The sequence below is a fragment of the Sorangium sp. KYC3313 genome (assembly GCF_052075895.1).
Lineage (GTDB): Bacteria > Myxococcota_A > Polyangia > Polyangiales > Polyangiaceae > Sorangium > Sorangium cellulosum_B.
This window is the reverse complement of the sequence record NZ_CP197255.1, coordinates 1,186,453-1,199,169: the sequence shown is the minus strand read 5'-3', so window position 1 is coordinate 1,199,169 and position 12,717 is coordinate 1,186,453. Positions and strand designations below refer to the sequence as shown.

Below are 12,717 nucleotides of genomic sequence, written 5' to 3'. Positions count from 1 at the left end.
CCCGCCCGCCCGTGTTCAGCGGCGGCATCGGCAGCGAGCCGCCGGTGCGCCCGGGCGCCCCGCGGATCCGGGCAACTCGCGAGGTCGCGGCACGTCGGCTGCAACGCCGTGACGCCGTAACGACGTAAGCGCTGCAATCGCTGCAACACCGCAGCATCGAAGCGCTGGAACACCGATTCACACGATGTTTCACCCAATGAGGAGGTTATCATGCTCAGTTGGAGTGTCGCGTTCTTCGTCGTGGCGATCATCGCCGCGATCCTCGGCTTCGGCGGTCTCGCGGCGAGCGCCGCCTCGGTGGCGAAGTTGCTCTTCGTCATCTTCCTCGTCCTGGCGGTCGTCTCCCTCGCGCTCGGCCGACGCGCCCCGACATGACGCCATGCGGGTCGCACGTGCTCGGAGGCCACGATCGGGGCGACGTGCCTCGCCTGGCCGAGCGGTATCCATGCTTCCGCATGGCACGCCTGTCGCAATACACGCAAATCGACCCATCTATCGCGCCATGAGGCCCATCCCGGGCGGCGTCGATAAGGCGTCCGTGTCGCGCCGGGCGCTCGCCCGGACGCGAGGTCGCGCGTCGATCGCAGACCAGAGGAGAACATCATGTTGACCGTCCGAACATTCCTGCCTATCGCCATCGTCATGAGCGCCGTCGTGGGCTGCGAGTCCCCCACGGCGGACGCGCAAACCAAGGCCGAGCGCGCGCAGCGCGAGGCGCAGCAGAAGGCGGCGGAGGTCGCCACCGAGCTCGACAAGAAGGTCGCCGAGATCGACCAGAAGGCCGAGCGGGCCACCGACGACGCGCTCCGCGAGGCCGCGGAGAAGCTCAACAACGCCGCCGTCGAGGCCCAGGAGAAGACCGCAGAGGCCGAGGCGGAGCTGGCGAAGGCGCGCGCGGACGTGCGCGCGTCCACGTCGCGCAGGATCGAGGACCTCGAGAAGGATGCCGTCGAGCTCCGCGAAAAGGCCGAGAAGAAGCTGCCCAAGGACGAGGTCGGCAGGCTGATGAAGGACGTGGAGGACAAGTCGGAGGCGGTCCGCAGGAGCCTGCGCGACCTCGACGCGGCGACCGGCGAGACCCTCGACCGGGTGAAACAAGGCGTCTACCAGCGCGTGGAGGAGCTGGATCGCGCGATCCAGGCGGCGAAGCGGCGCGTTTGATGCAAGCTCGCTCGCCCGGGCCCAGCAAAGCTCGACACGAGGAGGACATGATGGCGAATCAGAAGGCCACTCAGCAGACCCCGTCGGCGGACATCGAGGGAGAGGGCAACCGCACGGCCGATCGGCGTTACCGAGAAGGGGTGGAGAAGTCGGTGGAGGCCGGCAAGATCAAGGAGCACGCCGAGGAGGCCGCCCGCGCGCTCGACGGACCCGAGGGCGACGAGCTGCGCGAAGCCGAGGAAGCGGCGCGGCGAGGTCAACCCAGCTGAGCCGGGTGAGCAGCGATGATCCGCGAGCTCCGATGCAAAGCCTGTGGCCGTCGGTTCGTCTTCGTGTCGACGGCGGCCACGCCCTGCCGGGCCTGCGGCTCGGCCCTCGACGAGGTGGAGCTCGAGCGCGGCGTTCACGAGCTCGCCACGAGCGACGCGCGGAGCCTCGACGCGACCGCTCCGTCGAGCCCGGCGGACCCCATGGTCCCCGAGGATCTCGGCTACGGCGAGTCCCATGGATACGGACCCGCGCACGGCGGCCCGACGGGCCCCGGCGACGCGCCCGCGACCGGCTCCTGATCCACCGAGCGCGCCCCGCGCCTCGCGCGCAGGGCGCCCCTCCCTCCGGTCTTTCTCGGGCAAGGTTGACCATCACCCCGCCGGAGGGAGGGCGCCGGCCGTCAGGCCGCCTTCGCCGTGCGGAGCGGGGCGTGGCTCGAGGCGTTGGCGCGGCGGGAGTGGGCGATGAGCGCCTCGAAGAGCTCCAGCATCTGCCGGCCGAGGCGCTCGTTCGTGTCCTCGGTCAGCTCCGCCTCGATCCTCGGCAAGAGGTCCCGCTCCTCCTGCTCGGCGTGGTGCGTGACGAGCTCCCTCAGGGTGGCGAGCCTGGCCTTGAAGCCCGGGTCCTCCGGCGCCGTGCCGACGACGCGGCGGATCTCGAACCGCGTGACCGTATGCTCCTCGCAGGCTCCACCGATGAGGTCCGGCTCGACGGCGAGCAGCTCCGGGAAGAGGACCACCTGCTCGGCGAGCATGTGGGCGAGGAGGTGCTTGGTCAGCTCGTCCGTCGCTCCCCGGACATCGCCTGTGGTCGAGAGGGCCAGATCGAACAGCCTCTCGGCTTCGCGGTGTTGCCTCTTCAAGAGCTGTGTCACCTTCATGCATTCTCCTCTCAACGACCGGACGTCAGGTTAGCCCCCCTCCCGCCCCCTCCTCCGCATGAGGCGCACTCAAGCAATCACCGTGCCGATTAGGTTTATTCCGGATAGGAAGAGACGCTGGGCGCCGGACAGGGAATATCGATGTCCAATTTCGCCTCTCGACATGGCTCCCGGAGCCCGGGCGAACTCGGCTGTTGCCGGCAGGCGTCGTCTCCTGATCGAGAGAGGCGCGGCGCCCGCGGGGGACCGCGGCGGTGCCCCGGCAGCGCCGCGGTCCCCCGCGTGGCCTGCCCGAGGCGCGCGACACGCGCCGCGAAGAGGCGCGCGCTACGGCCCACGCCGATCCGGCGGGTGGGTGAGCCCCCTACCGGCCGCGGCGCCTCGGGCGCAGCGGCGCTCGCTGGCCCCCGTCGGCGGCGGACCGCTCGGCCGCTGCGCGCGGCCTGTGCCATCCAGGTTGGGGCAAGAACGCGCACCTGTGGCGAAACGTCACGTTCGAAGGACGTCGGCGAGGAGCGGACTGGGCTTGATGACGCGGACTCTCCGTGGCACGTTCCCTGCAGCTGCAGGCAGCGGTCGACCTTTAGAAGAGCTGCCGGGGGAAGGACACGCGATGAGCGGCAGGATACTCGTCGTCGATGACGACGAAGCGACGTGTGATCTGGTCGAGGCCCTCCTCAAGAGGCAGGAGTTCTCCGTCGCGGCGCGCACATCGGCCAAGAGCGCGCTCGAGCTGGTGAGCGAGGACGATTTCGACGTCGTGTTGACCGACGTCGGCATGAGCGAGATGAGCGGCCTGGAGCTCTGCGAGCGCATCCTCGGCGCGCGCCCCGACATGCTCGTCATCGTCATGACGGCGCTCGGGAGCATGGAGACCGCCATCTCCTCCATGCGCGCCGGGGCGTTCGACTTCGTCACGAAGCCGCTCGACGCGAACCTCCTCGGCCTGACGGTCTCGCGCGCCGTCCAGCACCGGCGCCTCCGCTCGGAGGTGAAGCGCCTGCGCGAGGCGGCCCACGACGTCCAGCAGACCAAGGGCCTCGTCGGGCGCAGCCCCGCGATGAAGCGCGTCTACGATCTGATCGGGCGCGTCGCGCGGAGCGACGCCTCGGTCCTCGTGCACGGCGAGACGGGCACCGGCAAGGAGCTCATCGCGCGGGCGATCCACGAGGCCAGCGGCCGGTCCGGCCCCTTCGTGGCGGTCAACTGCGCCGCGGTGCCCCAGGCGCTCCTCGAGAGCGAGCTCTTCGGCCACGCGCGCGGCGCCTTCACCGACGCCAAGACCCAGCGCACCGGCCTGTTCCTGGAGGCCAGCGGCGGCACCATCTTCCTCGACGAGATCGGCGAGATGCCGCTCGAGGTCCAGCCGAAGCTGCTCCGCGCGCTGCAGGAGCGCAAGGTGCGGCCGGTGGGCTCGAACGCCGAGATCCCCTTCGACGCCCGCATCGTGACGGCGACGAACCGCGACCTCGAGACCGAGGTGTACGAGAAGCGGTTCCGCGAGGACCTCTACTACCGGGTCAACGTCGTGAAGATCGACCTGCCGCCCCTGCGCGAGCGCGGCACCGACGTGCTCCACCTCGCGATGCACTTCCTCGAGAAGTTCTCGTCCCGCAGCAGCAAGGGCGTGCTCTCGCTCTCGACCGCGGCCGCGGAGAAGCTCACGGCGTACAACTGGCCGGGCAACGTGCGCGAGCTCGAGAACAGCATCGAGCGCGCGGTGGCGCTCGCTCGCTTCGAGCAGATCACGGTCGAGGACCTGCCGGAGAAGGTCCAGGCCTACCGGCCCGACCGCTTCGTCGTCGCCGTCGACGAGCCGGCGGAGATCATGACGATGGACGAGCTCGAGAAGCGCTACATCAAGCGCGTGCTCGCGCTCGTCGGCGGCAACAAGTCGCGCGCCGCCCAGATGCTCGGGTTCGACCGGCGGACGCTCTACCGCAAGCTGGAGCGCTACGGGGAGCAGGACGGCTCCTCGGGCGGGGACGAGGGCCCGGACAAGGCGGCCTCTTCGCCGGGCTCGGCGAGCTCGTCGTTGAGCTGAGGCGGGGCGCGGAGCGAGGCGTAACGAATGAGCGAAAAGGCGCTGTCCGACTCGATTTACAGGCTGTTCGCGCGCGCGGGGCACGACGTGCGCGGGCCCGCCGGGGTGGTGGCCACGGCGCTCAACGAGCTGGAGAGCGTGCTCGGGGGCGAGGCCACCGCCCAGAACGCGGCGTATTTCACCATGGCGCGGCGGGGCGTGCGCCGCCTGCTGCGCCTCGCCGACCGCTACACCGCCGCGTCCGAGCTGTCGCGGCAGCTCGACGCCCCGGCGCAGCCGCTCGACATCGAGGCGCTCGTCCAGAAGGCCGTCGCGGAGGCGTCGTTCGTCTACGGGCGGCGCGACGTCACGGTCGCGCTCGACCTCGCTCCTGTGCGCGGCTTCGCGCACGCCGCGTCGATGACCGCGGCGCTCTCGGACGCGCTCATGCTCGCCCTGAACGTCGCCCGCGCGCGGGTCGTCGTGGCGCTCGCGGCCCACGGCGATCGCGCGCGGGTGGTGCTGACGTGCGACTCGAGCGCGGCCTCGGTGGAGAAGCTCTTCGAGGCGGCGCTCGCGCCGGACGCGGATCCGCTCGCCGACGGCGGGCTGCCCGTCCGGGTGATCGACGGCGTGCTCAAGGCGCACGGCGGCGAGGCGCGGGCCGACCGCGTCGGCGCGGAGACGCAGATCACCCTGGAGTGGCCGCTGAACGCCGACCGCAAGGCGGGGGCCTGATGAGCGCGGAGCTGCCGCAGGTGCTGGTGCTCGACGACGACGACGACACGGCGGCGCTGCTCGGCATGGCGCTCCGCCGCCGCGGCTTCCGCGTGCTCGTGGCGCGCTCGTGCGAGGAAGGGCGCTCGATGCTCGCCGGGAGCGCGGTCGACGCCCTGGTGACGGACGTGTCGCTGCCCGACGGCAGCGGCGTCGAGCTGGTCGCGTCGCTCGCGGACAGGCCACGGGCGGTGATCGTGGTGAGCGGGTTCGGCGGGGACGGCGATCGTGAGAAGAGCCGGACGGCCGGCGCTCACGCGCACATGGTCAAGCCCATCGACGTGGTCCGGCTCGTGGCCACGCTCAACGAGCTGCTCGGGCGGCCCGGCTGAGCGGGCGGCCGGCGATCCCGCGCCGCGCGCCGGCCACCCCGGAGCGCGGCGCAGGGCGGCCGCGGGCTCGCCTCACTTGTCGACTGACGCGTAGAACGAGACGCCCCGCCGGTTCTCGTCGAGGCGGAGCGGGTGCTGCAGCGCCGGCAGCGCGCGCTGCGCGCAGTCGAGGCGCTCGCAGGTCCGGCACGTGACGCCGACGGGCACGGCCGCGCCGATGTTGTCCAGGTCGATCCCGTCGGCATAGACGAGCTCGCGGGCATAGCGGACGTCGCAGCCCATGCCGATCGACTGCACCGTGTGGGGGACGTGGTAGCCGCCGCGGTCGCTGCGCACGGTGCGCGCGATGCAGAAGTAGACGGCGCCGTCAGGCATCTGCGAGAGCTGGATCCGGATCATGCCGGGCGTCATCAGGGCGGCGTGGACGTTCCAGCGGGGACACGCGCCGCTGAACCGCGCGAACCGTATGCCGGAGCCGCTGAAGCGCTTCGAGATGTTGCCCGCGATGTCGATGCGGACCATGTGCATCGGCACCCCCTCGGCGCCCGGGCGGCGGAGCGTCGTCAGCCGGTGGCACACCTGCTCGAAGCTCGTGCCGAACCGGTGCGCGAGGAGCTCGATGTCGTAGCGCTCGGCGCGCGCCGCCTCCAGGAAGGGCTGGTACGGCATGAGGATCGCGGCGGCGAAGTAGTTGGCCAGCGCGACGCGGGCGAGCGCGCGGGACTCCGGGGTCGTGAGGTTCTCGTCGCGCAGGATGCGGTCGATGGCCGTCGATTGCGTCAAGAGGCCGAGCTGGTGCGCGAGCTGGAACCTGCGGCTCCGGGGCGGCAGCACCTCGGAGATGCTCAGCACGCGCCTGTCGGGGTCGTACCGCCGCATCGCCTGGCGCTCGTCCGCGACCCGGACGATGCGCACCTCGATGCCGCGCGTCGCGTGGAGGTACCGGACGAGGCCCCGGTAGACGTCGTCCGCGTCGAGCTCCGCCTCGCGCCAGAGCGCCTCGGCGCCTTCCTCGAGCTCCGCGAAATGGTTCATCCGGCGCTGGATGAGATCGCTGACCTCCTCGGACGGTAGCCGCGAGTTGTCGACCCCGACGAACCCGTCCCCCGCCAGCCGCTCTCCCAGCGTATCCAGCGATTCGCGCGTCGTCGCGTAGCTCCGGTAGAGCGTGAGCACCGCGCGCGCGACGTTCGGGGACGCCGCGACGAGCTCGCGCAGATCCGCGTTCGTCAGCCCGTGGCTCTCGAAGATGGGATCGCCGAACACCTCGTGGAGATCGGCCGTGAGCCGGACGTCCTCTTCCGACGCGAAGTTCTGGAGGTCGAGCTGGAATACCTGGGCGAGCCGGATGAGCAGCGGCGCAGTCAGCGGACGCCGGTTGTTCTCTATCAAGTTCAGATAGCTCGCCGAGACACCGAGGCGCTCCGCCAGATCGACCTGCGTCATCTGCTCGCGACGCCGGAGCGCGCGGACCTTGGCTCCGAGAAGAGGTGCATCGGCCATGGGGACCCTCCCGACGTAACTGGGACAACCTGGATGAGATGTAGGCGCAGCTCGCCCTGGTGGAAATTTACAATAGTTTACACGTTGACACGCTGTAAAGCCCTTTCGTCTACATCGTTATCCGCCTGCATTTCAGAGCGAAGTTGACGCTGAAACCTCGTCGACAAACATAGGTTGCTTGTAACGACGCGCAGCGTTGCAGGAGATGTGGATGAGCCAGAATCATGAGACCGCAAGCGTCCGCTTGCTCGCTCCTCGGGTCGGTGGCGACGAGTCCGTCCTTACGCCAGAGGCCCTCCGTTTCCTTTCCGGTCTTGGGCGCAAGTTCGCTGACCGGGTACCTGCCCTGCTCGCCCGGCGGCGCGCCGTGCAAGAGCGGCTGGACGCGGGCGAGCGGTTCGATTTTCTCCCCGAGACGCGGGATGTGCGCGACGGCGACTGGACGGTGGCGCCGCTGCCCGAGGACCTGCTCGACCGGCGCGTGGAGATCACGGGGCCGGTCGATCCCAAGATGATCATCAACGCGCTGAACTCGGGCGCGAGCGTGTTCATGGCCGATTTCGAGGACGCCACGTCGCCCACGTGGAAGAACCTCATCGAGGGGCAAGCGGCGCTGCGGCTCGCGGCGCGGCGCGAGCTCCGTTACGACGACCCGGCGACCGGCAAGCGTTACGCCCTCGGAGACAGGCTGGCGACCCTGCTCGTGCGCCCGCGCGGCTGGCACCTCCCCGAGAAGCACGTCGAGCTCGACGGCAAGCCGCTGCCAGGCGGGCTCTTCGATTTCGGACTCTATTTCTTCCACAACGCGCGTGAGCTCGTCCGCCGCGGTACCGGGCCTTACTTCTATCTGCCGAAGATGGAGAGTCACCTGGAGGCGCGCCTCTGGAACGACGTCTTCGTGTTCGCGCAGGAGGCGCTCGGCCTCCCCATCGGCACGATCAAGGCGACGGTCCTTATCGAGACGCTGCCCGCGGCGTTCGAGATGGACGAGATCCTCCACGAGCTCCGGCAGCACTCGGCCGGCCTCAACTGCGGTCGCTGGGACTACATCTTCAGCTTCATCAAGAAGCTCCGGAACGACCCCGCCTGCGTGATGCCGGACCGCTCGCAGGTGACGATGGAGCAGCATTTCCTGCGCTCGTACACGCAGCTGCTCGTGAAGACGTGCCACCGCCGCGGCGTCCACGCGATGGGCGGCATGGCGGCGCAGATCCCGATCAAGAGCGACCCGGAGGCGAACCGCGCGGCGCTCGACAAGGTGCGCGCCGACAAGCTGCGCGAGGTGAAGGACGGACACGACGGCACCTGGGTCGCGCACCCGGGGCTCGTGCCGCTCGCGCGCGAGGTGTTCGACGCGCACATGCCGGCTGCGAACCAGATCGAGCGGAAGCGCGAGGACGTCCGCGTCTCGGCGGCCGACCTGCTGCGCGTCCCGGAGGGCGCGCGCACCGAGGCCGGCCTGCGCCACAACATCCGGGTCGGCGTCCAGTACCTCGAGGCGTGGATCAGCGGCCTCGGCTGCGTCCCGCTCTACAACCTGATGGAGGACGCGGCCACCGCGGAGATCTCCCGCACCCAGGTCTGGCAATGGATCCGCCACGGGGCGACGCTCGACGACGGGCAGCCGCTCACCGTCGAGCGCTTCCGCGCGGCGGTGGACGGCGAGATGGCCGCGCTCCGCGGCGCGCTCGGCCCGGCGCGCTTCGACGGCGGCCGCTTCGCCGAGGCGCGCGCGCTCTTCGAGCGGCTGTCGGTCGGGGAGACCTTCGAGGAGTTCCTCACGCTGCCTGCGTACGAGCTCTTGATCTCCAGCGCCGGAGAGCGGCGCTCGTGACGCCCGGCGCGCTTCGTTTGACGTCGACACAGCGGCCGCTGCCGCCCCCAACCCCAACACACTAGGAGCCCAGTCATGTCCGCTGCTTTCCCGCTGAACACGCCGATCTCCGCCGACTCCCTGCACGCGCCGCCGAGCGACACCGTCCCGGGCCGGTGGAGCGGCGTCGTCCGCCCGTACTCCGAGGCGGACGTCGCGCGCCTCCGCGGCACCGTCCGTATCGACTACACGCTCGCGACCCTCGGCGCCAAGCGGCTCTGGAACCTGATGCACGCCGAGCCCTACGTGGCGGCGCTCGGCGCCCTCACCGGCAACCAGGCGATGCAGCAGGTCCGGGCCGGGCTCAAGGCCATCTACCTGAGCGGGTGGCAGGTGGCGGCCGACAACAACGAGGCCGGGACCATGTACCCCGACCAGAGCCTGTACCCGGCGAACAGCGTCCCGACGCTCGTGCGCCGCATCAACCAGGCGCTCCTCCGCGCCGACCAGATCGAGAGCGCCGAGGGCAAGGCGGGGCGCTACTGGCTCGCGCCCATCATGGCCGACGCGGAGGCGGGCTTCGGCGGGCCGCTCAACGCGTTCGAGCTGATGAAGGCCATGATCGAGGCGGGCGCCTCGGGCGTACACTTCGAGGACCAGCTCGCCTCCGAGAAGAAGTGCGGGCACATGGGCGGCAAGGTCCTCGTCCCGACCAGCCAGTTCATCCGCACCCTGATCGCGGCCCGCCTCGCCAGCGACGTCATGGGCGTACCGACCGTCCTCGTGGCCCGCACGGACGCCGACAGCGCCAAGCTGATCACGTCCGACGTCGACCCGCGCGACAGGCCGTTCGTCACCGGGGAGCGCACGCCCGAGGGCTTCTTCGTGCTGAAGGGCGGCCTCGAGGCGGCCATCGCGCGCGGGCTCGCGTACGCGCCCTACGCGGACCTCGTCTGGTGCGAGACCTCGACGCCGGACCTCGATCAGGCGAAGCGCTTCGCGGAGGGGATCCACAAGCAGTTCCCGGGCAAGCTGCTCGCCTACAACTGCTCGCCCTCGTTCAACTGGAAGAAGCACCTCGACGACGCGACGATCGCCCGGTTCCAGCGCGAGCTCGGCGCGATGGGGTACAAGTTCCAGTTCGTGACCCTCGCCGGGTTCCACTCGCTGAATCACAGCATGTTCGAGCTCGCCCGCCAGTACCAGCGCCGGGGGATGGCGGCGTACTCCGAGCTCCAGCAGGCCGAGTTCGCCGGCGAGCAGTTCGGCTACAGCGCGACCCGCCACCAGCGTGAGGTCGGGACGGGCTACTTCGACGAGGTCGCCCAGGTGATCTCGGGCGGCGCTGCGTCCACGCTGGCCCTCCACGAGTCCACCGAGGCCGCCCAGTTCTGAGCGCCCGCGCGGGCGTGCGCCGTCCGTCGCGCACGCCCGCGCCTGTCCGCCGCGGCGCCCCCCCCCCGCAGGGGGCTCACCTTTGCCCCGAGAGAGTTCCCATGAAGGCCGGGCGCCGTCTCCGCGGTGGCCCGACGGGTGCGGTTTGAGTAGGCTCGGCGCGGGCGGCGCCGCCCGAGCCGAGGTGAAAAGAGCTGTGACAACGCAGAGCCCCAGAGCGAGCGACGCTGACAGCAGCGTCGCCGCGTCCAACTTCATCCGCAACATCATCGCTGAAGACCTCGCCGCCGGCAGGCAGACGCGGGTCGTGACCCGGTTCCCGCCCGAGCCGAACGGCTACCTGCACATCGGACATGCGAAGTCGATCCTGCTGAATTTCGGGCTGGCGGCGGACTTCGGGGGCGCATGCCACATGCGCTTCGACGACACGAACCCGGCCGCCGAGGACATGGAGTACGTGGAGTCGATCCTGCGGGACGTGCGCTGGCTCGGCGGCGACTGGGGCGACAAGCTCTTCTTCGCGTCGGACTACTTCGAGCGGCTCTACGCCTTCGCGGTGGAGCTCATCCAGAAGGGCAGCGCCTACGTGTGCAGCCTGAGCGAGGCAGAGACCCGCGAGCTCCGCGGCACCGTGACGGAGCCCGGTCGGGAGAGCCCCTACAGGAACAGGTCCGTCGCGGAGAGCCTGGATCTCTTCGCCCGGATGAGAGCAGGGGAGTTCCCGGAGGGCGCGCACGTGCTCAGGGCCAAGATCGACATGGCCGCTCCCAACATGAAGATGCGCGACCCGCCGATCTACCGCATCAAGCGCGCGCGCCACTACCGGACGGGCGACGCGTGGTGCGTCTACCCGCTCTACGACTTCGCTCACAGCCTCTCCGACGCGATCGAGGGGATCACCCACTCGATCTGCACGCTGGAGTTCGAGAACAACCGGGAGCTGTACGACTGGATCATCGAGCACCTCGACGTCCCGTCCCGCCCTCGCCAGTACGAGTTCGCTCGGCTCAACCTGAGCTACACGGTGATGAGCAAGCGAAAGCTGCTCGCGCTCGTGAAGGGCGGGCTCGTGAAGGGCTGGGACGACCCGCGCATGCCCACCATCGCCGGCCTCCGGCGCCGCGGGGTGACGCCCGAGGCCATCCGCTCGTTCTGCGAGGAGATCGGCGTCGCCAAGACGAACAGCATGGTGGACATCGCCAAGTTCGAGTCGTGCGTCCGCGACGATCTGAACGTCCGCGCCCCGCGCGTCATGGCGGTGCTGCGCCCCCTCCGGGTCGTCCTCGAGAACTACCCCGAGGGGCAGGTCGAGGAGATCGACGCGCCCTACTGGCCCGAGGACGTGCCGAGGGAAGGCTCCCGCAAGGTCCCCCTGTCCCGGGTGCTCTACATCGAGCGCGACGACTTCCTCGAGGACCCCCCCAAGAAGTGGTTCCGGCTCGCGCCCGGGCAGCAGGTGCGGCTCCGCTACGCCGGGTTCATCACCTGTCGCGACGTGGTGAGAGACGAGGCCACAGGAGAGGTCGTCGAGCTCCGCTGCACGTACGATCGCCCCACGAAGAGCGGTGAGGCGCCCGACGGCCGCAGGCCGAAGGGAACGTTGCACTGGGTCTCGGCCGCCCACGCGCTCACCGCCGAGGTCCGGCTCTACGACCGGCTCTTCGCGGCCGAGCGGCCCGACGCGGTCGAGGAGGGCAAGGATTTCCTGGAGAACTTGAATACTGGTTCGCTGGTTGTCCTGCGCGGGTGTCAGGTGGAACCGAGCCTGTCCACGGTCGAGAAGGGGAGCCATGTCCAGTTCGAGCGCCAGGGGTTCTTCTTCGTGGACCCCGTCGACTCCGCGCCCGGCGCGCCCGTCTTCAACCGCACGGTGGCGCTCAAGGACTCGTGGTCGAGGCTCTCGGCCGAGAAGCCCGCTCGGGCCCCCGGGCCCGCGCCCGAGAGCCCGGCCGCGAAGGCGCCGTCGCCGGAGCCTCGGCGCGAGCGCGCGCCCTTCGAGGAGCGCCTCGCGCGGCTCGACCCGGCGCGGGCCGAGAAGGCCAGACACCTCATCGATACACGCGGGATACCGGGCGATGACGCGGTGGTCTTGGCCGACGACGACGGCCTCCTCCGGCTCTTCGAGGAGACGGTCGCCGTGCACGACAACCCCCGGGGCGCCGCCAACTGGGTCATCCACTCGCTCGCCCGCGAGCTGAAGGACAGGAAGACAGGCGACCTCCCCGTCTCGGGGGCGCAGCTCGGCGAGCTCCTGGCGCTGATCGATGACGGGACGATTTCCGGGAAGATCGCGAAGGATGTCCTCGCTGAGATAATGCAGCAGGGCGGTAGCCCCAGGGCGATCGTCGCGCAGAGAGGGCTCCGGCAGGTCGCCGACGAAGGCGCCCTGGAGCGCATCGTCGACCAGATCATCGCCGGCCATCCAGGCGAGGTTTCCCGCTACCGCGCGGGGAATTCGAAGCTGATCGGGTTCTTCGTCGGTCAGGTCATGAAGGCCTCCGGCGGTAAGGCGAACCCCGACCTGGTCAATGCGCTGCTGGCCAGGAAGCTGGCGTAAATCTCC

General features: G+C 70.2%; 12 protein-coding genes. 10 read left to right on the top strand and 2 right to left on the bottom strand.

The features are described from left to right. The first annotated feature begins 210 nt into the window (after positions 1-210). The 4 genes from ACSRUE_RS04720 (at position 211) to ACSRUE_RS04705 (ending at position 1,730) form a co-directional block, all read left to right on the top strand. Positions 211-375 carry a DUF1328 domain-containing protein gene (locus ACSRUE_RS04720; RefSeq protein ID WP_012241326.1) on the top strand — a complete coding sequence of 55 codons (165 nt, stop codon included), beginning with the start codon at positions 211-213 and terminating at the stop codon, positions 373-375. A gap of 228 nt (positions 376-603) precedes the next feature. Beyond that, positions 604-1,161 carry a hypothetical protein gene (locus tag ACSRUE_RS04715; RefSeq protein WP_437762858.1) on the top strand — a complete coding sequence of 186 codons (558 nt, stop codon included), beginning with the start codon at positions 604-606 and terminating at the stop codon, positions 1,159-1,161. Between the two features lie 47 nt (positions 1,162-1,208). After that, entirely contained in the window at positions 1,209-1,430 is a 222-nt protein-coding gene (locus tag ACSRUE_RS04710; protein ID WP_441289978.1) for a hypothetical protein, read from the top strand. 63 nt (positions 1,431-1,493) lie between these two features. Continuing rightward, a complete protein-coding gene (locus ACSRUE_RS04705) occupies positions 1,494-1,730 on the top strand; it encodes a hypothetical protein (protein ID WP_441289977.1) in 237 nt (78 codons plus the stop codon). Positions 1,731-1,831: 101 nt separating this feature from the next. Here the strand turns inward: ACSRUE_RS04705 and ACSRUE_RS04700 are convergent, their stop codons facing one another. Further along, positions 1,832-2,311 (bottom strand): hemerythrin domain-containing protein, encoded by a 480-nt coding sequence (locus tag ACSRUE_RS04700; protein WP_441289976.1) that lies wholly within the window; start codon positions 2,309-2,311, stop codon positions 1,832-1,834. Between the two features lie 613 nt (positions 2,312-2,924). On the opposite strand from ACSRUE_RS04700, the gene ACSRUE_RS04695 reads away from it, so the two are divergent. The 3 genes from ACSRUE_RS04695 to ACSRUE_RS04685 are packed head-to-tail and all read left to right on the top strand — an operon-like array spanning position 2,925 to position 5,443. Continuing rightward, complete coding sequence (locus ACSRUE_RS04695) at positions 2,925-4,355, top strand: sigma-54-dependent transcriptional regulator (RefSeq protein WP_437762854.1); 1,431 nt, start codon at positions 2,925-2,927, stop codon at positions 4,353-4,355. 27 nt (positions 4,356-4,382) lie between these two features. Beyond that, positions 4,383-5,072 (top strand): histidine kinase, encoded by a 690-nt coding sequence (locus ACSRUE_RS04690; RefSeq protein WP_441289975.1) that lies wholly within the window; start codon positions 4,383-4,385, stop codon positions 5,070-5,072. Continuing rightward, positions 5,072-5,443: a response regulator gene (locus tag ACSRUE_RS04685; protein WP_441289974.1), complete on the top strand. Its 372-nt coding sequence runs from the start codon at positions 5,072-5,074 to the stop codon at positions 5,441-5,443. Before ACSRUE_RS04690 ends, ACSRUE_RS04685 begins: the two co-directional genes overlap by 1 nt. Before the next feature lie 72 nt (positions 5,444-5,515). Here the strand turns inward: ACSRUE_RS04685 and ACSRUE_RS04680 are convergent, their stop codons facing one another. Beyond that, positions 5,516-6,946, bottom strand: coding sequence for a helix-turn-helix domain-containing protein (locus ACSRUE_RS04680; RefSeq protein ID WP_437762851.1), 1,431 nt, complete (start codon positions 6,944-6,946; stop codon positions 5,516-5,518). Between the two features lie 211 nt (positions 6,947-7,157). Between ACSRUE_RS04680 and aceB the strand changes: the two genes are divergently transcribed. From aceB to ACSRUE_RS04665, 3 genes are all read left to right on the top strand, one after another. Continuing rightward, entirely contained in the window at positions 7,158-8,780 is a 1,623-nt protein-coding gene (gene aceB / locus ACSRUE_RS04675; protein WP_437762850.1) for a malate synthase A, read from the top strand. 75 nt (positions 8,781-8,855) lie between these two features. Then, the gene (gene aceA, locus ACSRUE_RS04670; protein WP_437296516.1) at positions 8,856-10,154 is read left to right on the top strand and encodes an isocitrate lyase; all 1,299 of its coding nucleotides are present in this window, start codon (positions 8,856-8,858) and stop codon (positions 10,152-10,154) included. 196 nt (positions 10,155-10,350) lie between these two features. Next, positions 10,351-12,711, top strand: a complete 2,361-nt coding sequence (locus ACSRUE_RS04665; protein WP_441289973.1) for a glutamine--tRNA ligase/YqeY domain fusion protein — start codon at positions 10,351-10,353, stop codon at positions 12,709-12,711. Positions 12,712-12,717: the final 6 nt, after the last annotated feature.

What these genes read in the sequence shown, in the direction of transcription:
- ACSRUE_RS04720 (WP_012241326.1), top strand. Translation starts at nt 211, where the DNA reads ATGCTCAGTTGGAGTGTCGCGTTCTTCGTCGTGGCGATCATCGCCGCG.
- ACSRUE_RS04715 (WP_437762858.1), top strand. Translation starts at nt 604, where the DNA reads ATGTTGACCGTCCGAACATTCCTGCCTATCGCCATCGTCATGAGCGCC.
- ACSRUE_RS04710 (WP_441289978.1), top strand. Translation starts at nt 1,209, where the DNA reads ATGATGGCGAATCAGAAGGCCACTCAGCAGACCCCGTCGGCGGACATC.
- ACSRUE_RS04700 (WP_441289976.1), bottom strand. Translation starts at nt 2,311, where the DNA reads ATGAAGGTGACACAGCTCTTGAAGAGGCAACACCGCGAAGCCGAGAGG.
- ACSRUE_RS04695 (WP_437762854.1), top strand. Translation starts at nt 2,925, where the DNA reads ATGAGCGGCAGGATACTCGTCGTCGATGACGACGAAGCGACGTGTGAT.
- ACSRUE_RS04690 (WP_441289975.1), top strand. Translation starts at nt 4,383, where the DNA reads ATGAGCGAAAAGGCGCTGTCCGACTCGATTTACAGGCTGTTCGCGCGC.
- ACSRUE_RS04685 (WP_441289974.1), top strand. Translation starts at nt 5,072, where the DNA reads ATGAGCGCGGAGCTGCCGCAGGTGCTGGTGCTCGACGACGACGACGAC.
- ACSRUE_RS04680 (WP_437762851.1), bottom strand. Translation starts at nt 6,946, where the DNA reads ATGGCCGATGCACCTCTTCTCGGAGCCAAGGTCCGCGCGCTCCGGCGT.
- aceB (WP_437762850.1), top strand. Translation starts at nt 7,158, where the DNA reads ATGAGCCAGAATCATGAGACCGCAAGCGTCCGCTTGCTCGCTCCTCGG.
- aceA (WP_437296516.1), top strand. Translation starts at nt 8,856, where the DNA reads ATGTCCGCTGCTTTCCCGCTGAACACGCCGATCTCCGCCGACTCCCTG.